This is a genomic window from Kitasatospora sp. NPDC034533 (genome assembly GCF_055575155.1).
In genome coordinates, this window is sequence record NZ_JBVITE010000013.1 from 20,514 (window position 1) to 39,075 (window position 18,562).

Annotated in this window: 21 protein-coding genes; 11 read left to right on the plus strand and 10 right to left on the minus strand. The window is 73.9% G+C overall.

The window, feature by feature from the left end:
• Positions 1 to 7 precede the first annotated feature (7 nt).
• Positions 8 to 523: a methylated-DNA--[protein]-cysteine S-methyltransferase gene (locus tag ACZ55U_RS12280; RefSeq protein ID WP_465525262.1), complete on the minus strand. Its 516-nt coding sequence runs from the start codon at positions 521 to 523 to the stop codon at positions 8 to 10.
• Positions 524 to 1,110: 587 nt separating this feature from the next.
• Between ACZ55U_RS12280 and ACZ55U_RS12285 the strand changes: the two genes are divergently transcribed.
• From ACZ55U_RS12285 to ACZ55U_RS12325, 9 genes are all read left to right on the plus strand, one after another.
• Complete coding sequence (locus ACZ55U_RS12285) at positions 1,111 to 1,824, plus strand: 2OG-Fe(II) oxygenase (protein WP_465525545.1); 714 nt, start codon at positions 1,111 to 1,113, stop codon at positions 1,822 to 1,824.
• An 8-nt stretch (positions 1,825 to 1,832) separates the two neighbouring features.
• The gene (locus ACZ55U_RS12290) at positions 1,833 to 2,141 is read left to right on the plus strand and encodes an Ada metal-binding domain-containing protein (RefSeq protein ID WP_465525264.1); all 309 of its coding nucleotides are present in this window, start codon (positions 1,833 to 1,835) and stop codon (positions 2,139 to 2,141) included.
• A complete protein-coding gene (locus tag ACZ55U_RS12295) occupies positions 2,114 to 2,686 on the plus strand; it encodes a hypothetical protein (protein WP_465525266.1) in 573 nt (190 codons plus the stop codon). Before ACZ55U_RS12290 ends, ACZ55U_RS12295 begins: the two co-directional genes overlap by 28 nt.
• Positions 2,683 to 3,450: an alpha-ketoglutarate-dependent dioxygenase AlkB family protein gene (locus tag ACZ55U_RS12300; protein ID WP_465525268.1), complete on the plus strand. Its 768-nt coding sequence runs from the start codon at positions 2,683 to 2,685 to the stop codon at positions 3,448 to 3,450. Before ACZ55U_RS12295 ends, ACZ55U_RS12300 begins: the two co-directional genes overlap by 4 nt.
• A 62-nt stretch (positions 3,451 to 3,512) precedes the next feature.
• Complete coding sequence (locus tag ACZ55U_RS12305) at positions 3,513 to 3,947, plus strand: Hsp20/alpha crystallin family protein (RefSeq protein WP_465525270.1); 435 nt, start codon at positions 3,513 to 3,515, stop codon at positions 3,945 to 3,947.
• Between the two features lie 156 nt (positions 3,948 to 4,103).
• On the plus strand, positions 4,104 to 4,397 hold the full coding sequence (locus ACZ55U_RS12310) for an STAS domain-containing protein (RefSeq protein ID WP_465525272.1): 294 nt from the start codon (positions 4,104 to 4,106) through the stop codon (positions 4,395 to 4,397).
• A gap of 50 nt (positions 4,398 to 4,447) precedes the next feature.
• Positions 4,448 to 4,852, plus strand: coding sequence for a DUF2267 domain-containing protein (locus tag ACZ55U_RS12315; RefSeq protein WP_465525274.1), 405 nt, complete (start codon positions 4,448 to 4,450; stop codon positions 4,850 to 4,852).
• A 60-nt stretch (positions 4,853 to 4,912) separates the two neighbouring features.
• Positions 4,913 to 5,311 (plus strand): DUF2267 domain-containing protein, encoded by a 399-nt coding sequence (locus ACZ55U_RS12320; protein ID WP_465525276.1) that lies wholly within the window; start codon positions 4,913 to 4,915, stop codon positions 5,309 to 5,311.
• 62 nt (positions 5,312 to 5,373) lie between these two features.
• Positions 5,374 to 5,829, plus strand: coding sequence for an AraC family transcriptional regulator N-terminal domain-containing protein (locus ACZ55U_RS12325; protein WP_465525547.1), 456 nt, complete (start codon positions 5,374 to 5,376; stop codon positions 5,827 to 5,829).
• 37 nt (positions 5,830 to 5,866) lie between these two features.
• Here the strand turns inward: ACZ55U_RS12325 and ACZ55U_RS12330 are convergent, their stop codons facing one another.
• The 6 genes from ACZ55U_RS12330 to ACZ55U_RS12355 all read right to left on the minus strand — a co-directional run bounded on the left by ACZ55U_RS12330 (position 5,867) and on the right by ACZ55U_RS12355 (position 11,787).
• Positions 5,867 to 6,436 (minus strand): SRPBCC family protein, encoded by a 570-nt coding sequence (locus tag ACZ55U_RS12330; RefSeq protein WP_465525278.1) that lies wholly within the window; start codon positions 6,434 to 6,436, stop codon positions 5,867 to 5,869.
• A 27-nt stretch (positions 6,437 to 6,463) separates the two neighbouring features.
• On the minus strand, positions 6,464 to 7,879 hold the full coding sequence (locus ACZ55U_RS12335) for a carotenoid oxygenase family protein (protein WP_465525280.1): 1,416 nt from the start codon (positions 7,877 to 7,879) through the stop codon (positions 6,464 to 6,466).
• 43 nt (positions 7,880 to 7,922) lie between these two features.
• The gene (locus tag ACZ55U_RS12340; protein WP_465525282.1) at positions 7,923 to 8,366 is read right to left on the minus strand and encodes an SRPBCC family protein; all 444 of its coding nucleotides are present in this window, start codon (positions 8,364 to 8,366) and stop codon (positions 7,923 to 7,925) included.
• Positions 8,367 to 8,416: 50 nt separating this feature from the next.
• Positions 8,417 to 9,874, minus strand: a complete 1,458-nt coding sequence (locus ACZ55U_RS12345) for an MFS transporter (protein ID WP_465525284.1) — start codon at positions 9,872 to 9,874, stop codon at positions 8,417 to 8,419.
• A gap of 159 nt (positions 9,875 to 10,033) precedes the next feature.
• A complete protein-coding gene (locus ACZ55U_RS12350) occupies positions 10,034 to 10,600 on the minus strand; it encodes a TetR/AcrR family transcriptional regulator (protein WP_465525286.1) in 567 nt (188 codons plus the stop codon).
• A gap of 635 nt (positions 10,601 to 11,235) precedes the next feature.
• Complete coding sequence (locus tag ACZ55U_RS12355; RefSeq protein ID WP_465525288.1) at positions 11,236 to 11,787, minus strand: hypothetical protein; 552 nt, start codon at positions 11,785 to 11,787, stop codon at positions 11,236 to 11,238.
• A 320-nt stretch (positions 11,788 to 12,107) separates the two neighbouring features.
• Between ACZ55U_RS12355 and ACZ55U_RS12360 the strand changes: the two genes are divergently transcribed.
• Together ACZ55U_RS12360 and ACZ55U_RS12365 are read left to right on the plus strand one after the other, a co-directional pair.
• Positions 12,108 to 12,512, plus strand: coding sequence for a YccF domain-containing protein (locus tag ACZ55U_RS12360; RefSeq protein WP_465525290.1), 405 nt, complete (start codon positions 12,108 to 12,110; stop codon positions 12,510 to 12,512).
• Positions 12,513 to 12,736: 224 nt separating this feature from the next.
• On the plus strand, positions 12,737 to 14,356 hold the full coding sequence (locus ACZ55U_RS12365) for a hypothetical protein (protein WP_465525292.1): 1,620 nt from the start codon (positions 12,737 to 12,739) through the stop codon (positions 14,354 to 14,356).
• Positions 14,357 to 14,384: 28 nt separating this feature from the next.
• Here the strand turns inward: ACZ55U_RS12365 and ACZ55U_RS12370 are convergent, their stop codons facing one another.
• The 3 genes from ACZ55U_RS12370 to ACZ55U_RS12380 all read right to left on the minus strand — a co-directional run bounded on the left by ACZ55U_RS12370 (position 14,385) and on the right by ACZ55U_RS12380 (position 18,010).
• Positions 14,385 to 15,653 (minus strand): APC family permease, encoded by a 1,269-nt coding sequence (locus tag ACZ55U_RS12370; RefSeq protein ID WP_465525294.1) that lies wholly within the window; start codon positions 15,651 to 15,653, stop codon positions 14,385 to 14,387.
• Positions 15,654 to 15,867: 214 nt separating this feature from the next.
• Entirely contained in the window at positions 15,868 to 16,299 is a 432-nt protein-coding gene (locus ACZ55U_RS12375) for an SRPBCC family protein (RefSeq protein WP_465525296.1), read from the minus strand.
• Positions 16,300 to 16,369: 70 nt separating this feature from the next.
• A complete protein-coding gene (locus tag ACZ55U_RS12380; RefSeq protein WP_465525298.1) occupies positions 16,370 to 18,010 on the minus strand; it encodes an AMP-binding protein in 1,641 nt (546 codons plus the stop codon).
• Positions 18,011 to 18,562: the final 552 nt, after the last annotated feature.

Genomic DNA, 18,562 nt, shown 5'->3' on the forward strand with positions numbered 1-18,562 from the left:
CGGCGGGTCAGAACAGGCGCGAGGCGGCGACCTCGGCCCGCTCTTCGAGTTCGAGGAGTTCCTGTTTGCGTCGCAGGCCGCCCGCGTAGCCGGTGAGGGAGCCGTCGGCGCCGACCACGCGGTGGCAGGGCACGATGACGCACAGCGGGTTCGCGCCGACGGCCCGGCCGACCTTCTGCGCGAGGGTGCGGTCGCCGAGTCGTTCGGCCAGGCGCCCGTACGTGGTGGTGGTCCCGTAGGGGATGGCCCTCAGTGCGGCCCGGACCTTCTCCTGGAAGGCGTCGCCGTCGGTGCGCAGCGGCAGCTCGAAGCCGGTGCGGCGGCGGTCCAGGTAGTCGTGGAGCTGTTCGGCGGCCTCGGCGAGCAGCGGGTCCCCGGCCACGTCGACGGCGGGGCCGAAGGTCCGCTGGTCGGGGCGGCGGACGTGGTGGCGGAAGTACAGGCCGGTGACGGCGTCGCCGTCGGCGACGAGGGTGATGGCGCCGAGCCGGGTGCCGGCGACGGTGTGCCGGGTGCTGTCCATGGTCGTTCCTCCTGTCGTTCCTTCTCTTCCTCACCCCGTAGACGGCCCGGGACGGCGGAACGTGAGGTCCGTCCGGAGGATTCTTCCGCGCGGACCGGTCCGGGAGCCGCCACGGGCACGCGGCGGGTCGGGCGCGGCGGATCTCAGCGCGAGGAGCCGAAGGCCCCGCCGGCACCGCGAGAGGGACGCACCACCGTGCCGGCGACGGCGACCGAGCTCCGGGCGGCCCGCCCGACGACGGCGCACGGCGCCCGGGCGTGGAGTCCGACGGCGCACGGCGCCCGGGCGTGGCGTCCGAATACCGCCAGCACCATCCGGTCCCTGCGGACACCATGGTCGGTACCGAGGCCCGCACCTTGGCGGCGCCCCGTACCGAACGGCCTGACGTGGCACCGAACGGCCTGGCGCGCCCTGGCCCCCCTGCCGCATGGCACCACCGTCGAGCAGCGGCTCCTCGCCCACGCAGCCGCTCACGCCCACGCCCGACCCGCCGACCCGCCGACCCGCCGACCCGCACCCGAGGACACCCCGTGACCACCGCCCGGACCACCACCGCCATCGACACCACCAACGCCGTCGCCACCAGCATCGTCGCCACCACTCCGGCCGACGCCGTCCGCGCCGCCGACTGGAGCGCGCTGACCGCCGAACTCGACGCCCACGGCTGCGCCCTGACCCCCCGGCTGCTCGACCCCGGCCAGTGCCGGGAGATCGCCGCGCTGTACGACCGGCCCGAACTGTTCCGCACCACCGTCGACATGGCCCGCCACCGCTTCGGCTCCGGCCGGTACCGCTACTTCACCCACGACCTGCCCGACCCCGTCGCCGCCCTGCGCGAGGCCCTCTACCCCCGCCTGCTCACCGTCGCCCGCGCCTGGGCCGACAGGCTCCACCGCCCCGCCCCCTGGCCCGACACCCTCGCCGAGTGGACCGCCGCGTGCCACGCCGCCGGCCAGGACAAGAGCTCCCAGATCCTGCTGCGCTACGGCCCGGGAGACTGGAACGCCCTGCACCGCGACGTCTTCGGCGACCTCGTCTTCCCCCTCCAGGTCGTCATCGGCCTCGACACCCACGGCACCGACTACACCGGCGGCGAGTTCCTCCTCGTCGAGCAGCGCCCCCGCGCCCAGTCCCGGGGCACCGCCACCGTCCTCCCGCAGGGCCACGGCCTGGTCTTCACCACCCGCGACCGCCCCGTCCCCTCCGCCCGGGGCCACTACGCCGCACCCGTCCGCCACGGCGTCAGCACCGTCCGCACCGGCCGCCGCCACGCCCTCGGCCTCGTCTTCCACGACGCCTGACGGCCGCCGTGACCACCGCTGGAACACCCGCCCCCGCCGACGGCAGCACCCCGCCGCGCACCTACACCCTCACCGGACCCGACAACCGCCCGTACTCCAGCCCCACCCCCGGCACCCTCGGCGGCCACCGCCCCGGGCGCCGCTACGGCCGCCTCGACTGCCCCAGCGCCCTGCGCGCCGTCGCCGCCGGCCACTACGCGCGCCACCGCGTCTTCTTCCCCGACGAGGCGACCGCGATCGCGGCCGGTTACCGGCCCTGCGCCGCCTGCCTGCCCGAGGAGTACCGGCGGTGGAAGACCCGGAGGACCACCACGTGACCCCCCGCTCTCCCCTGCTCCCCGACCCGGCCGCCACCGCCTACGGCCCCCTGCCGGCGCCCGCTCCCCACACCGCCGCCGAACTCGCCGCCCTGCTGCGCCTGCTCACCGGCCACCGCCGCGCGCCGCACGGCGTCTCCATCGGCCACAGCCGCGACGACGCCTCCCACGCGGCCGCCACCGCGTTCGCCGACGCGTGGCGCACCGCCGGCCACACCGTGCTCACCACCGTCGACTGGCCCGAGCGGGCCGCCTCCTGGCTGCGCCCCGCCCACCGCCTCACCGACCCCGGCCCGGACGCCCTCGTCATCGCCGCCGCCCCGCTCGGCTGGGCCCAGCTCGCCCGCCGCCTCGCCCACAGCACCCCCTGGCGCCCGGAGCGCACGTTCGGCTTCGCCTCCCTCGCCGAACCGGCCGCCGTCGCGCTCGCCGGGCCCGGTGTCCTGGACGGCCTGCGCGGCGCTCACGCCGACGGCGGCACCTGGCGCGTCGATCACGGCTGGACCGAGTCCTTCCCTCCCCCGGCCCCCGGTGGCGCCGCGTGAGCAGCACCGAACCGCCGCTGTTCGGCCCGCCGCCCGCCGGCTACCGGCGCCGCGAGATCGCCCCGGGCGCCGTCCACCTGCCCGGCTGGCTCACCCCCGGCCGGCAGCGCGAACTCGTCGCCGCGTGCCGTGCCTGGGCCACCGCGCCCGTCCCGATGCGGCACACCCGGCTGCCGCGCGGCGGCGTCATGTCCGTACGGACGGTGTGCCTGGGCTGGCACTGGCAGCCCTACCGCTACACCCGCACCGCCGACGACGTGAACGGCCGCCGCGTCGCCCCCTTCCCCGGCTGGCTCGCCGAGCTCGGCCGCCGCGCCGTCGCCGACGCCTACCAGGACCCCGCGCGGGGCGCCGCCTACGCGCCCGACGCCGCGCTGGTCAACTTCTACGACGCCGACGCCCGGCTCGGCATGCACCAGGACAAGGACGAGAAGTCCCTCGCCCCGGTGGTCTCGCTCAGCATCGGCGACTCCTGCGTCTTCCGCCTCGGCAACACCCGGAACCGCAACCGCCCCTGGACCGACCTCACCCTCGCCTCCGGCGACCTGCTGGTCTTCGGCGGTCCCTCCCGCCTCGCCTACCACGCCGTCCCGAAGGTCCTACCCGGCACCGGCGACCCCGCCACCGGCCTCACCTCCGGCCGCCTCAACCTCACCCTGCGCGTCACCGGCCTGACCGGTCCCGCCCCCTCGGCAGCTCCGCGAAACCTCCCGCCCGCAACGTCACCCAATAGGCGACATCGAAACTTGTCATCGGATGGATGACGCGCTAGAAAGGTGTCAGGTGAAGCGCACTGGCACCCATCGATCAACGGAGGTGTTTCACGATGCTGCTGCGCACTGACCCGTTCCGCGAGCTGGACCGCCTGACCCAGCAGTTCCTGGGCAGCTCGGGCACCTGGTCGCGTCCGGCGCCGATGCCGCTGGACGCCTACCGGGCCGGCGACGAGTACGTCATCTGCTTCGACCTGCCCGGGGTGGATCCGGAGGCGATCGACATCGACGTCGAGCGGAACATGGTGACCGTCAAGGCCGAGCGCCGGCCGCGCCAGGAAGGCGAGGGCGTGAAGTGGGAGCTGTCCGAGCGCCCGCTCGGCGTCTTCTCCCGCCAGGTCATGCTCTCCGACACCCTCGACCCCTCCGGGATCACCGCCGACTACGACGCCGGCGTGCTGACCCTGAAGATCCCCGTCGCCGAGAAGGCCAAGCCCCGCAAGGTCGCGATCAGCCACAGCGGAAGCCGCAAGCAGATCCAGGCCTGACCGGCGCCCCCGATGCCGTTCCACGCGCCGCCCCTGACCCTCCCCCCGGCCGAGGGGCGGCCGGAACACCCCGACCGCAGACCGTCCTCGCCCAGACCGTCCTCGCCCCGACCGTCCTCGACCGGACCGTCCGGCCCACAACGACGCGGAAACGCCATGAACGGCCAGAGCCACGCACCCTTCGTCGTGCGGGCGAACGGCGAGATCGACATCGACAGCGCCCCCGCCCTGCGCAGCGCTCTGGGCGCCGCACTCGAATCGCACCGGGAGGTGGTGCTCGATCTGTCGGAGGTGACGTTCATGGACTGCTCCGGCCTGGGCGTCCTCGTCCGGGCCCGCAACCAGGCCGACCGCGACGGCAGGCGCCTGGTCCTGCGCGGGGCCGGGCACCGCGTCGTCCGGCTGCTCAAACTCACGGGTCTGCACCGGCGCCTGGCCGTCGAGCCCTGACCGGCCGGCGGGCGACGCCCGGGCCGGCCCCGGACGGAGGGAGAAGCGCGATGACTCTTCGATGGGAGGCGTTCCTGGAGGAGGTCCAGGAACGCGGCGAGTACGAGACCCCGCAGGAGGCCGAGCGGGCCGCCCGGGTCGTCCTGGCCCTGCTCGGCGCCCACCTGATCGGCGACGTGCGCGCCGACCTGGCCGCCCGGCTGCCGGAGACCATGGCCCTGATCCTGCTCAACCCCTTGCAGGCCGCCGAGCCGCTCAGCCCGGAACGCTTCGTACGCGCGACCGCGGCCTGGATCGAGGGCGCCACCGAAGCCACGGCCCCGTGGGACATCGGCGCCGTCCTCAGCACGGTGGCCGACGCCGCCGGCGACGACCTCACCGGGCGCATCCTGCTCCAACTGCCGCCCGGCTACGACCTGCTGTTCGGCCGCCCGATCGCAGGGACCCGACCCTGACCACCCGCCCACGCCGCCGGCCCGTCGGCGGCCAGCCTCCGGAAGGAAGGCCCCACGGTCATGACCCGCTACCGCCACCTCCTCCAGCAGGTCCGCAACCTCGGCCGCTACCCCAGCGACGAGGAAGCCGAACGGGTCCTTCACGGCGTCCTGGCCCTCCTCGGCTCCCAGCTCTCCGGCGACGAGCGCTGCGACCTCGCCGCCGCCCTGCCCGAACGGGCCCGCGCCGTCTTCGCCGCCCAGATCCCCCTCCCCCGTCCCGTCACCGCCCCCGCCTTCGTCGAGGCCCTCGCCCACACCCTGGGCACCAGTCTCACCGCCGCCCGCTGGGACGCCTCCTCCGTCCTGGCCGCCCTCGCCGCCCTCACCGACGACCACCTCACCGACCGCCTCCTCGCCCACCTGCCCCGCGGCTACGCCCTGCTGTTCGGCCGCGCGGACCTGGCCGCCGCCGCCTGAGGCGGCGGGGCCGGCCCGCGCCCGCACCGCCCTCCCGACGTCGGGACCGGTGCCGGGCGGTGGTGCTGCGACGGACGTGTGTCCCTGGACGAGCTCCGCACCCCGCCGGCCCGGCACGCCCGGCCCGACTGGACCACCGCCGTCGACGGCGTCCCGATCTCGAAGGGTCGACCGGCCGCACCCGCCGACACCGGCCGTGCCCGGCACGGTGCCGGCGGTCGTCGCCCAGGGCGCCCAGCGGCTCGCGCCGGGCGAGCGGGTCCACGAGTACCGGCGCCGGGCAGCACCTGGTCGCGTCCGTCGACCCGCCCGTCACCGGACAGTGCACGAGGGCCGCACCGGAGCGGCCTGCCCTCGGCTTCGGCCTCACCCCGGGCCCGTCCGCCGTCGCCAACTGCTGCTCCAGGCCGACGCCGAGGACGCCCCCGCCGCGCAAGGACACCCTCACGGACGCCGCCCGCGATCGCCGGCGCCGCGCTCCCGCCCGGGCCCGGACGACGGACGGGCCCCGAACCTGACCATTCGTCAGATCCTGGGCCCTCGGCGGTCCGTCGGTCAGCGACCGGTCCGGTCTTCGGCTTCCGCCTCACGCTTGAGGTTGCCGAGCCAGTGGTGGAGGGAGTTGTCGAGGGCCGCCTGGAGGAGGGCCTGGTTGGCGGTGACGGGCTCTCCGGTCCAGGACTCCTCGGTGTGGACGAGGACGCCGTCACGGGTGGGCGTGAAGGTCCAGACGTGGACGGCGGTGATGCCCTGGGCGGGCCCGCCCCAGGCGAGGCGCTTGCCGGGCACGACCTGCCGGACGGTGGAGGTGATGTCGAGGCCCTCGGTGCTCCAGCGGAACCGGGAGCCGGGGCGCAGGCGTCCGGGGGTGTCCTTGGCCACGGAGACGACGTCGGGCTGCCAGGTCGGCCAGTTCTCGACGTCGGTCTGGACCTTCCAGACGGTGTGCAGCGGGGCGTGGACGAGGATGTCGTCGCGGGTGATGACCGGCGCGTTCTCGTCGATCCGCACCTCGCCGGTCTGCTGGGCGACGGTGGGGGACGCGGCGGCGGAGGCGGTGCCGGTGGCGGCGAGGAGGAGCGCGGCGATGGCGGCGGCGAGCTTGGCGGAGGTGGGTGTGCGCATGGCGGTGTCCGTCCGGAAGTGTCGGGTTCAGCTGCGGTCGGCGTCGGCGGTACCGGTGTCGGTTTCGGCGTCAGCGTCGGCGTCGGCGTCGGCGTCGGCGTCGGCGTCGGGGATCCAGGAGCCGTGGATGCCGGCGGTGACGCGGCGCGGGAGGTGGACGGTGGCGATGGTGTCGAGGCCGGAGGCGTCGAGGACGAGGAGCTGGGAGGCGTCCTGCTTGAGGTCGGAGACGACGGTGAGGAGGTAGCCGTCGTCCTCCCGGGTGGCGCCGGCCGCCGGGACGAAGACGGCCTCGCTGGGCAGGCGGGCGTCACCGGCCTGGCGGATGCGGCGCTCGCCGGTGGTGCGGTCGTACTTGACGACTCCGTAGCCGCCGAGGCCGTTCCGGTCGGGGAAGGAGATCGCGTACTGGTAGCGGTGCTCGGCGCCGAGGTAGTCCTCGTTGAGGGTGGGGAACTCGGTGGCGAGGTCGTCGACCGTCTGCTCGTCGACCTTTCCGGTGACCAGGTCGATGGTCCAACGGCGGTTGTAGGAACGGGCGTTGGGCTCGGCACCATGGCCCGGGGCGCCGACCCACCAGTTCCAGGACAGCTGGAAGCCCTCGCGGTCGACGGTGGGGCCCTCCAGCACGATGCGTCCGGTGGCGTCCTCGTAGGCGTTGGCGGCGTGCAGCATGCTGCCGGGTGCGATGGGGAACCAGCGGATCTTCGCCGCGCCGTACACACCGCGCGGCATGACGCCGATCCGGGCCGGCTGGGCGTCCTGCCAGGAGTACGGGATGCCGGAGTGCTCGGCGGGGTCGAAGGTGACGGTGCCCTCGACGAAGACCACGTGGTTGCGGGTGAGCGCGAAGTCGTGCTTCAACGCCGCGCCGGCACCGGGGACTTCGACGCTGTGGGTGATCGTGCCGGTGGCGTCGGCGACGTAGTACACCAGGTACGGGGGGAAGGGCGAGGAGCCGAAGAAGTGCAGCTCGCCGGTGACCGGATCGGTCTTGGGGTGGGCGGTCATGGCGCTGCGCAGCTTGCCGTCGAAGTCGTAGGCGCCGACGGTGTCGAGGTCACGGGTGAGCTCGAAGGGGAAGTTGGCCTCGCACAGGGCCAGCAGGCGGCCGGCGTGCTCGATCACGTGGGTGCCGGCGGTGCTCGCGGTCAGGTCCGGCCCGTTCTCGGTCAGGTAGGGGGCGCCGTCGAGGGCGGGGGTGCGCACCCAGCGGTTGCGGTACCACTCGGCGCGTCCGTCGCGCAGCCGGATGCCGTGGACCATGCCGCTGCCCTTGAACCAGTGGGAGGGGGTGACGCCGGCCTTGGGGTTGTGGCTGTTGCGGATCAGCCGGCCGGTCAGTTCGGGCGGCAGGGTGCCCTCGACGGTCAGGCCGGTGGCGGTCGTCTCGTCCGGGGCGGGGGTGTAGTGGCCGATCAGGTAGGGCTTGGCGGCGGTCATGGCAGGAATCTCGCTTCTGTTCGGTGGGACGGGGAGGGGGAGGTCAGGCGTTCTGTTCGGCGCGGGACTTGAGGGAGGCGAGCCAGGTGGTCAGGGACTGCTCCAGGGCCGGGCCGAGCTGCTCGGCCGCCGCCTCGACGGCGGCACCGGCCCAGGACTCCTCGGTGTGCACGGCCACCCGGCCGTCTTCGGTCTCCCGGAAGGTCCAGACGTGGATTCCGTCGATGCCGTTGGCCGGGCCGCCCCAGACCAGGCGCTCGCCGGGGACGATCTCGCGGATCGTGGAGGTGATGTCCAGGCCGTGGGTGTGCCAGCGGAAGGAGTTGCCGGGCAGGAGCGGGCCGTCGAGCCGGGCCCGGTCGACGTCGGCGTTCCAGGTCGCCCAGGCGTCGATGTCGGCGTGCAGGGCCCAGACGCGCTCCAGCGGGGCGTCGATCACGGCGGACAGGCGGACGATGACGGGTGCGGATTCGTCGATGGTGAACACGGTTGCACTCCTCAGGGATTGATGATCTGTCAGTGACTTGGCGTGCGTGGTCAGCGGTGGGCGGCGACCCGTACGGCGTGCCGCGTCCCGGCGTCGTCGCCACCGGACGGAGCGGCGGAGGGGCGGCGGGTCAGCAGCAGGGCGAGTGCCGCGGTGGCGGCGAGGACGGCCGCGGAGACGGCGAAGGCGGTGCGGTAGCCGGCGGTCAGGGCCTCCAGGTGGGGCTGGTGCGCGGCGTGGGCGGTGGTCGTGCCGGCGAGGGTGGCCAGGACCGCGAGTCCGACCGCGCCGCCGACCTGGCGGGTGGTGTTGACCAGACCTCCGGCCAGTCCGGCGTCCCCGGCCGGGACGCCCTCGACGGACAGGGCCGTCAGCTGGACGAAGGCGACGCTCAGCCCGAGGCCGATCAGCAGGCTGGGGCCGAGGACCTCGGCCGCGTAGCTGCCGTGGGCCCCGATCCGGGACAGCCAGAGCAGTCCGGCGGCCTCCGTCAGCAGCGCGGCGGTCACCGTCGCGGTGGCGCCGATGCGGCGGGAGATCCGGGGAGCGAGGGTCGAGCCGAGCATGTTGGCGCCGGCGAGCGGGAGTTGACCCATGCCGGTGACCAGCGGGCTGGAACCGAGGACCTGCTGCTGGTACAGCGGCAGGAAGAAGAACAGGGCGATCCAGACCGACCCCAGCAGCGCCATCAGCAGGTTGCCGGCCGCGACGCGACCGGTCCGCAGCAGGCGCGGCGGCACCAGCGGGTTCGGGTGGCGGCGTAACACCAGGACGAACACGGCCAGCAGCACGGCGGCCAGGACGAACGCCGCGAGGACCTGCCGGTCGCTCCAGCCGGAGCGGCGGGCCGTGGTCAGGCCCCAGACCAGCGCGGTCAGCGCGAGGCTCACCGCCGCGGTGCCGGGCAGATCGAACCGCCCGCCGGTGGTCGCCCGCGCCCGGGGCGTGGTGGCGGCGGCAGCGGCCAGGACCGCGAACGCGCCGATCGAGACGGTGTGGAAGATCCAGGCCCAGCCCCACGCCTGGGTGAGCACCCCGCCCAGCAGGACGCCGGCCGCGCCGCCCGCCCCCGAGACCGCGCCCCAGACCCCCAGCGCCCGCCCCCTGCCCGGCCCGGGCGGGAACAGGTCCATCACCAGGGCCAGCGCGGCCGGGGCGACGGCCGCGGCGCCCAGCCCCTGCACGGCCCGGGCCCCGATCAGCACGGCCGGCGAGGAGGCCAGCCCCGCCGCCAGCGAGGAGGCGCCGAACACGGCGAGCCCCGCGAGCAGGACGGTGCGTCTGCCCAGCAGGTCGGCCGCTCTGCCGCCGGCCAGCAGCAGGGCGCCGAACGCGAGGGCGTAGGCGTTGACCACCCACGTGGTGCCGCCGTCCGACAGCCCCACTCCCGAGCGGATCTGCGGCAGCGCCACGTTCACGATCGACGTGGCGAGCATGACGGTGAACTGCGCCCCGGCCAGAGCGGCGAGCGCCGCTCCCCGGCTTCGAACGAACTGTGCGGTCCGCACGACCCCTCCTCAATGTGTGGTCAACCACTCACATGCGATGCCCGAAGAAAGGCGGGGTCGAAACCCCGCCGTCACGCCCTTGCGCCCGGGCCCGCCTGACGTCCGGCCCGCGCGCTCGGCTCCACGCCCGGCCCTCGCGCCCGGCCGTGGAGCCGGGCGTCAGTAGTGCCTGACGCCCGCCGTCAGCGTCCGCGTCCAAGGGGCGTCCACCTCGTCGGCGCCCATGGAGACGATGAGGTGGCACAGCATCCCCACGGCGAAGAACTCCTGCACCTGGGCCTCGGAACCGCCCGAGGCGCCGCGCACGTACTCCACCAGCCGGGCGTACCCCTGCCGGACCGCCTCGCGCACGGCCGGCTCGGAGACGGCCGCCGCCTGCGCGTGCAGCTGGATCAGCATCAGGTCGTTGTCGCTGATCAGCCTGGCGTAGGCGTCACCCATGGCCTTCAGGACCACCTCCGCCGAACTGCCGTCCGCGTCGGCCGCCGCCCGCTCCAGGCTGGCGCGCACCTGCACGAAGCAGTGCTCGACGACCGCCGTGAACAGCAGTTCCTTGCTGGGGAACAGCCGGTACACGTACGCCTGGGAGATCCCCGCCGCCTTGGCCACCTCGGTCGTGGTGGTACCCCAGTAGCCCCGGGCGGCGAAGGCGCCGATCGCGGTGCGCAGCACCGTCTCGCGGCGGTCTTCGGCGGTGGACAGTCGGCGGGGTCGTTCGCTCTTCATGTGAGTACTCAACCACTCACACTTGTCCCCGTCAAGCGGGTGGAGAGACGGGCCGACGTGTGCGGCCCGGCCGGGGCCGGGGAGCAGCACGGCAAGCCCCGGGCGGAGTCGGCGGCGGGCACCGGCGGCTTGCGGCAGAGGCGGGCCGGGGCGTCCGTGGCGGGGTGGGCGCTTGCCCACGGGTGAACCCGGCACGGACCGCGGGCGCTCGCCGTGCCGGTGGCCGCCCAGGGCGGTGGCGCGACCGCCTCGGGGGGCGCTCGGCGGGGCTCGCACGCCGGGGTGGGGGCCGCCCTCGGCCCCACCCCCGTGACGATGACCGTCACCGACCGTCCCGGCCTCTGACGCGCCCAGGTTCCGGTGTCCGCCGGGGTGGCGAGCGAGGGTGGGGGCCCGGGCGGGGCCTGGCCCATCCCGGCCTCACGCTGCCGGGGTGCCGTCGGCGTCGAGGTCGCGCGCGCCGAGGTGGGCGGCCGGACATCCTTGGAGCAGCCGTGCACGTCGACCAGGTCCGCGACGGCCTCGAAGAACTCCTGGGCGCGCTCGGGGGATCCGACGCCGTCGAACGCGGCGCACTCCTCGGCGGTGCCGACGCCGCCCGGCGCGAGGTGGGAGCGGAGGTCGGCGAGCGCGGCTCACTCCTCGTGGACCACGGTCCGCGAGTCCCCGGGGACGCGGGTCCTGGACTCCAGGTCGCCGGCGATCTCGCCGCCGAGCAGCCATGGATCGCCGGGCTTCGCGGGCTTGCCGACGACGACCCGCAGCACGGTGTCCTCGTCGCCGTCCGGCTCGACCAGGAGCGTGCCGGCGGCGTGGAGCTCGTGCACCGCGTTCCGCACGTCCGCCACCTCGCCCGCACCGCCGAGCATCCCCGCGAGTTCGCCGGCGGGCACGGTCACGACCCCGCCATCCGGACGGCGCAGCCGCAGGACGCCGCGGTCCAGGGCCATGTCCAGCCACGCCGCCTGCAACGGGATCCTCGGCCCGTAAGCGGGGCGCAGCCGGGCCAGCCGCCGCGCGAGGTCGACGGCCTGGAGGCTGAGCCCGGGGGCGCCGACGCCCCGCTCGGGACCGGCGCCGGCGGCGGGGGTGATCCACTCGTCATAGCCGGGCGGCCGGAGCTGGTGCAGGGTGTACGCGATCGGCGCGCGCTCGCGGCGCGGCTTGCCCGGCTTCCTTCGTCCCACGTGAGGGTGTCCTTCCGTCTCGGCACGGTGCCGAATCCATTGAACACCGTCCGCACTCGGCCGATTCCAAAGCGTGGTTCCCGAGGCACCGCCCTCTCACCGCCAGCTACGCTGGCCACGCCGTCGGGCCGTCATGTCCGGCCACGAGACACCCTCGCCCCTCCGTCACGGCGCCCCGCGTCTCGATGGGACCCGTTCCCCGACCGAGAGGGCGACCCGGACAGGTCCCTGAGGAGCGTCCCCTAGGGGCGTAGACCCGCTCGCCGACGGGCATGGCAAGGTCGTATCGCAAGCCCATCAGTCACGAGAAGGTACCAAGAATGAGCGCAGTGAAGTTCATCCTCAATGTCATCTGGTTGGTTTTCTGCGGCATTTGGATGGCTCTTGCCTACGTGCTCGCCGGAATTATCTGCTGCCTGCTCGTGATTACCATTCCGTTCGGCATCGCCTCATTCAGGATCGCCGGCTTCATCCTGTGGCCGTTCGGGCGGACCACCGTCGAGCGGCCGGACGCCGGAGCCGCGTCCTGCGTCGGCAACGTCATCTGGCTGATCTTCGCCGGCTGGTGGCTGGCGATCGGTCACCTGCTGACCAGCATCCCGCTGTTCCTGTCGGTCATCGGCATCCCGTTCGGCTGGGCCAACCTCAAGATGATCCCGATCTCGCTGATGCCGCTCGGCCGCGAGGTCGTCTCCACCGACCAGGAGTGGGGCGCGCGGTACTGAGCCGCCCCGGACCTCGACGGCCGGCGACGGGCGACAGCCCTCGCCGGCCGTCGGTGTTTCCGGACTCGGGGCGTCCGCACCGTGGTCGCGGTGCGGCACAGGCCTTGAGCTACGGGCCGTGCTCTGGAAGGCTGATGACTCGTAGCGATCGCGGCCGACGGGTCCTGCATGAGAAGACCGGGGGTAAGGGGGCTGCTATCAGCGGTACTGCCGACGGCCGGAGCGTGCAGACAGCCGTGCTCGGCCATCCAGGGTCGGACACCCCGATCATCCTTCCGCCCGACTACGACGACTTCGACCGGTTTCGCCGATCGCACCGGACCGACAGCTTCTGGTGCGGAGTGGAACTCGGCGGCTGCGGAAAGCAGTTGGCCGGCAAACGCTATCTGGACCGGGTGTGCCACTTCGCCCATTTCCCCGACCCGAACGGGATTCCCAACAGCTGCCAGCGCCGCCACGCCGGCGTCGGCAGCGCCGATCATCTCTACGCCAAGCGGGACCTGGCCTCGTGGCTCAAGGCCGAGGGCATTCCCGTTTCCGCGTCGCTCAGAGGGAAGCCGGGCAGCAGGGACAGCGCGGTGGAGTTCTCCAGCGAGGGGACGAAACATCTGGTCAGAGTTCAGCTGGGAGGCATCAGCGTGAACTCGTGGCGGTCGATCTGCGAGGAGCTCTCATCCAGCGCGGACCAGGTGGAATGGCTGTTCGGAACGGCGGCCTCGGCCGCCGCCTTCGAGGACATGGACCGACGCGGATACGCACTGCGGATCAAGTTCGAGACCGTGGGGACGGCCCGCGCGATACAGGTCGGCACCCAGTACTCCAGCACCGAGGTCGACTGGGCGGACCTCTCCCACTGCCGGGCCACCAAGAGCGGGATAACCACCCCCTTCACCACCCGGCCGCCGAGGAAGAGGGTCACCGCGGTCGCGATCGGCCCGACCCCACCGGTCCGACCACGCCCCGCGCCGAATCAGAGCCAGTCGTCGTCGGGGCCCGGAGCAGCCTTGGACCTCGAAGCGATGGCCGCCAAGGTTCGGCAAGCGCTGGCCGCCGCCGGCCGTGGTGGCTACACACTCACGTGGGACCACCTCGCGAAGCGTGTGGGCGTGTCCGTCTCGTCGTTGTCGGAATCCGACCGACAGCAGATCCTGGCCATCGCGGACCGCGCAGGCCCGCACGGGGGCGCACGGCCCTCGGCAGCCCTGGCCGAGGACAAGACGAAGAAGTTCCAGGGCTTGAAGACGGACTTCCTGCAAGCGAAGGACCTCGGGCACGTCGCACGCGCCATCGAGATCGCCGAGGCCCTGGAGTCACTGCATTCGCAGCTACCGCTCGACACCCGCAGGGCGCACTCGGCCGAGATCGAGCGGATCCGGGCCTGGGCCGGTGAACAGCGCGGTCCTGTCGCCGAGGGCGAGCTGATCTCGCTGCTGCACGAGCTCAGTCGCCGGCGTGCTCGCATCAGTACGCCCGATCTCGGCGAAGCGCTGGAGCGGGCGGCGGCCCTGATGCGCGTGCTGACAGCGCCTCCGCCGGCCGTCGTCCTGGCCGTGCTGCCCTACTGGCAGACAGCCCTGGCCGAGGCCCGTCGACGGGAGGTGCCAGGTTCGGGTCCGGCGAGCAACGCAGTGGATCCTGAGGCCTATCTCACCGGCTCCGACCTGAACCCCGTCATCACCGAGCTGGGACAGCGTCTCGCCAAGGCGCGGGTGACGGAAAACCGCGAGGACACGGAGCGTGTGTGTCGTGAGATCGACCTGTTCCTGGCGGTCCGCCCGCCGGGGGCCTCGGCCGGGCTGCGGAAGATGCGTCGGCTGGCCGGAGCGTGGCTGACGGCACCTTAGGGCCGTCTCGACCGTCGGTGTTCCGGGCTCAGGGGCGGCGGGTGAGGGAGTTGCGGGCGGCGTAGGCGGCGGCGCCGAGGGCGAGGACGGTGGCGCCCCAGAGGACGGAGGCGGCGGGGAGGGCGAAGGCGAGGGTGAGGCAGCCGGCGGTGCCGAGGAGGGGGACGGCGCGCGGGGGGCGGCCCTCGGCGGGGGTGAGGGTCCAGGCGGCGGCGTTGGCGACGGCGTAGTAGGCGAGGACGCCGAAGGAGGAGAAGCCGATGGCGCCGCGGACGTCGGCGAAGGCGGCGGCGAGGGCGACCACCGCGCCGACGGCCAGCTCGGCGCGGTGCGGGACGCCGAAGCGGGGGTGGACGGCGGCCAGGGGGTGGGGCAGGTGGTGGTCCCGGGCCATCGCCAGGGTGGTGCGGGAGACGCCGAGGATCAGGGCGAGCAGCGAGCCGAGGGCGGCGACCGCGGCCCCGGCCCGGACCACCGGAGCGAGCCCCGGTGCGCCGGCGGCCCGGACGGCGTCGGCCAGGGGCGCGGTGGTGTGGGCGAGGCGGTCCGGACCGAGGACGGCCAGGACGGCGAGGGCGACGGCGGCGTAGACGACGAGGGTGATCCCCAGGGCGAGCGGGATGGCGCGGGGGATGGTGCGCCGAGGGTCGCGGACCTCCTCGCCGAGGGTGGCGATCCGGGCGTACCCGGCGAAGGCGAAGAACAGCAGGCCGGCGGCCTGGAGGATGCCGGGGAAGCCGGCGTCCGTGCCGACGGCCCAGTGTCCGGTGTCGGCGTCGCCGCTGGTCAGGCAGGCGGTGACCACGGCGGCGAGCACCGCGAGGACGACGGCGACGATCGCCCTGGTCAGCCAGGCGGCCTTCTGCACGCCGACGTAGTTGACGGCGGTCAGCGCCACCACGGCCGCGACCGCGACGGCGTGCGCCCGCTCGGGCCAGACGTAGGAGCCGACGGTGAGCGCCATGGCCGCGCAGGAGGCGGTCTTGCCGACGACGAAGCCCCAGCCGGCCAGGTACCCCCAGAAGGGGCCGAGCCGCTCACGGCCGTAGACGTAGGTGCCGCCGGACTGCGGGTAGCGGGCGGCCAGCCGGGCCGAGGACGTCGCGTTGCAGTACGCCACCACGCCGGCCAGCGCCAGGCCGATCAGCAGCCCGGACCCGGCGGCACCGGCGGCGGGCGCGAGGGCGGCGAAGACACCGGCGCCGATCATCGAGCCCAGCCCGATCACCACGGCGTCGAACACTCCCAGGTGCCGCCGCAGCTCCTCCGGCCCGGCCGCTGTCGGCGACGAACTCATGCCCTGTCCTCTCCCGATCCTGCTGTGGTGTCGGCGCACCCTACCGGAGGGAGGGGAACGGCAGGTGCGGGCCGGGGCGGGGCCCGGAAGCCGAGGTCAGGGTGAGGAGGGCACGGCGGGGGCGGAGCCCGGAAGCCGAGGTCAGGGCGGGGGCACGACGGGGGCCGGGGCGGGGCCCGGAAGCCGAGGTCGCGCCGCCCCGCCCTGCCGGGGGTCAGGCCGTGAGCCGGTCCTCCAGGGTGCGCAGGTCCGCCGCCAGCGCGCCGCGCACCTGGCGGGACATCAGCGGGGCGACCAGCCGGGGGCCGCCCCGGACGCGGATGCGGGCGAAGGTGCCGGCCTGGGTGGGCTGGAAGGTGTAGGTGACCCGCATGGGCACCGGCCCGGCGACGGAGACCAGGTCGAGCACCGTCGGCGGGTCGTGGCGCGCCACGCGCAGCACGTACGTGAAGGACCGGCCCAGGAAGCGCGCGGTCCTGGTGACCTCGGCACCCACGCCGAAGCCGCCGTCGTCGGCCTCCCGGGTGAGGGTGGCGGTGCGGATGCCCTGGGTCCACTCGGAGTCGTGGCGCCAGTCCATCGCGTACGCGGCGACCGTGGCGGGCGGGAGGGGGATCAGGCGTTCCACTGTGACGTCGAGGAGCATGATCACACTCTCCCGCCGCCCGGGCCCCCACGCTCTCCGGACTCGCCCGGGCGGAGACCGGAAACGGGGACTACAGCCCCAGGATCCGCTGGGCCTCGGCCCGCATCTCGACCTTGCGGATCTTCCCGGTGACCGTCATCGGGAACTCGTCGACCACGTGTACGTAGCGCGGGATCTTGAAGTGGGCCAGCCGCCCGGCGCAGTACGCACGGAGGGCCTCGGCGGTGAGCGGCTCGGCGCCGTCCCGCATCCGGACCCAGGCCATCAGCTCCTCGCCGTACTTGGCGTCGGGAACGCCGATGACCTGGACGTCGAGGATGTCCGGGTGGGTGTAGAGGAACTCCTCGATCTCGCGCGGGTAGAGGTTCTCGCCGCCGCGGATCACCATGTCCTTGATCCGCCCGGTGATGGCGAGGTAGCCGGACTCGTCCATCACGGCGAGGTCCCCGGTGTGCATCCAGCGGGCGGCGTCGACGGCCTCGGCGGTGCGCTCGGGCTCGCCCCAGTAGCCGAGCATGACGGAGTAGCCGCGGGTGCACAGTTCGCCGGGCTCGCCGCGCGGGACGGTACGGCCGGTGGCCGGGTCGACCACCTTGACCTCCAGGTGGGGTCCGACCCGGCCGACCGTGGCGACCCGCCGCTCGACCGGGTCGTCGACCCGGGTCTGGGTGGAGACCGGCGAGGTCTCGGTCATGCCGTAGCAGATGGACACCTGGGTCATGCCCATCCGTCCGATGACCTCCTTCATCACCTCGCTGGGACAGGGCGAGCCGGCCATGATGCCGGTGCGCAGGGTGCTGAGGTCGTAGCTGTCGAAGGCGGGGTCGGCCAGTTCGGCGATGAACATGGTCGGCACGCCGTACAGCGAGGTGCAGCGCTCGGCGGCGACGGCGGCCAGGGTGGCGCCGGGTTCGAAGGAGGGGGCCGGAATGACCATGCAGGCGCCGTGCGAGGTGGCCGCCAGGTTTCCCATCACCATGCCGAAGCAGTGGTAGAAGGGCACCGGGATGCAGATCCGGTCCTGCTCGCTGTAGTCGAGCAACTCGCCGACGAAATAACCGTTGTTGAGGATGTTGTGGTGCGAGAGCGTCGCCCCCTTGGGGAAGCCCGTCGTCCCGGAGGTGTACTGGATGTTGATCGGGTCGTCCGGCGCCAACTCGGCCCGGCGTTCGTCGAATTCGGCGAGCAGGGCGGCGTCGGCCCGTCGGCCGGCGGCGATCACCGCGTCCCAGGCGGGGCTGCCGAGCAGCAGGACGCTCTCCAACTCGGGGCAGCGTGGCCGGACTTCGCCGATCATCCCGGCGTAGTCGGAGGTCTTGAAGCTCTCGGCGGCGACCAGCAGCCGGATGCCGGCCTGGTTCAGCACGTACTCCAGCTCGTGGGCGCGGTAGGCCGGGTTGACGGTGACCAGGATCGCGCCGAGCTTGGCGGTGGCGTACTGGGTGAGCGTCCATTCGGCGCAGTTGGGGGCCCAGATGCCGACCCGGTCGCCCTTGGCGATCCCGAGGTCCAGCAGACCCAGGGCCAGGGCGTCCACGTCGGCGGCGAGTTCGGCGTACGTCCAGCGGCGGGCGGTGGCCCGGTCGACCAGGGCGTCACGCTCGGGGTGGGCGCGCACCGCGCGGTCGAGGTTCTCCCCGATGGTGTCGCCGAGCAGCGGGACGTCCGAGGTGCCGCAGGCGTAGCTGCGCGGGATCGGCGGGATCGACACGTTTGGCTCCTGGGTGGGCGCGGTACGGGGGACGGACGGCCACGCCCGGAAGGCCTCCGGCGCCGGCCGGGCAGCACCCCATGATCCATGCCCGCCCCGGTCGGCCACCACCCCCGATCGGGGGTGCCCGGCCCGGCCGCGGGCGCGGTCACGGCCGGACGCCGCCCGCCGCGCGGACACGGCGGCTCGCCGCACCACCCGTCGTGCGGGTGGGGAGGGGGCGGCATCCGACTCCCTTTCCCCGGCCACGAAGTCACCAATCACCGGGGGGCGATTCTCTTGCCGGTTTTCCTCACACCGATCCGGCCGGCGACCCCGCGAACGAGATCGTCCCGTGATCTAGCGACGTTCGTGCGGCGAAAAACCGCCCTTGGGCGGCAAGTATGACTCGGGTTAGGTTCTCCTCAGTCCGGATCGGAAACGAATCGAACCGCCCGCGGGGGGGGGGGGGGGGGGGGGGGGGGGTTTGGCTGGGGGGGGGGGGGGGGGTGTTTCCTCCCCCCCCGTTTTCCCCGGGGGGGGGGGGATCTTCGAGATCTACTCGCCCCCCCA

Excerpts from the sequence above, each read along its gene's own strand:
- ACZ55U_RS12280 (WP_465525262.1), bottom strand. The coding sequence starts at position 523 with ATGGACAGCACCCGGCACACCGTCGCCGGCACCCGGCTCGGCGCCATC.
- ACZ55U_RS12305 (WP_465525270.1), top strand. The coding sequence starts at position 3,513 with ATGCTGCTGCGCACTGACCCGTTCCGCGAGCTGGACCGCCTGACCCAG.
- ACZ55U_RS12310 (WP_465525272.1), top strand. The coding sequence starts at position 4,104 with ATGAACGGCCAGAGCCACGCACCCTTCGTCGTGCGGGCGAACGGCGAG.
- ACZ55U_RS12315 (WP_465525274.1), top strand. The coding sequence starts at position 4,448 with ATGACTCTTCGATGGGAGGCGTTCCTGGAGGAGGTCCAGGAACGCGGC.
- ACZ55U_RS12320 (WP_465525276.1), top strand. The coding sequence starts at position 4,913 with ATGACCCGCTACCGCCACCTCCTCCAGCAGGTCCGCAACCTCGGCCGC.
- ACZ55U_RS12330 (WP_465525278.1), bottom strand. The coding sequence starts at position 6,436 with ATGCGCACACCCACCTCCGCCAAGCTCGCCGCCGCCATCGCCGCGCTC.
- ACZ55U_RS12335 (WP_465525280.1), bottom strand. The coding sequence starts at position 7,879 with ATGACCGCCGCCAAGCCCTACCTGATCGGCCACTACACCCCCGCCCCG.
- ACZ55U_RS12350 (WP_465525286.1), bottom strand. The coding sequence starts at position 10,600 with ATGAAGAGCGAACGACCCCGCCGACTGTCCACCGCCGAAGACCGCCGC.
- ACZ55U_RS12360 (WP_465525290.1), top strand. The coding sequence starts at position 12,108 with ATGAGCGCAGTGAAGTTCATCCTCAATGTCATCTGGTTGGTTTTCTGC.
- ACZ55U_RS12370 (WP_465525294.1), bottom strand. The coding sequence starts at position 15,653 with ATGAGTTCGTCGCCGACAGCGGCCGGGCCGGAGGAGCTGCGGCGGCAC.
- ACZ55U_RS12375 (WP_465525296.1), bottom strand. The coding sequence starts at position 16,299 with ATGCTCCTCGACGTCACAGTGGAACGCCTGATCCCCCTCCCGCCCGCC.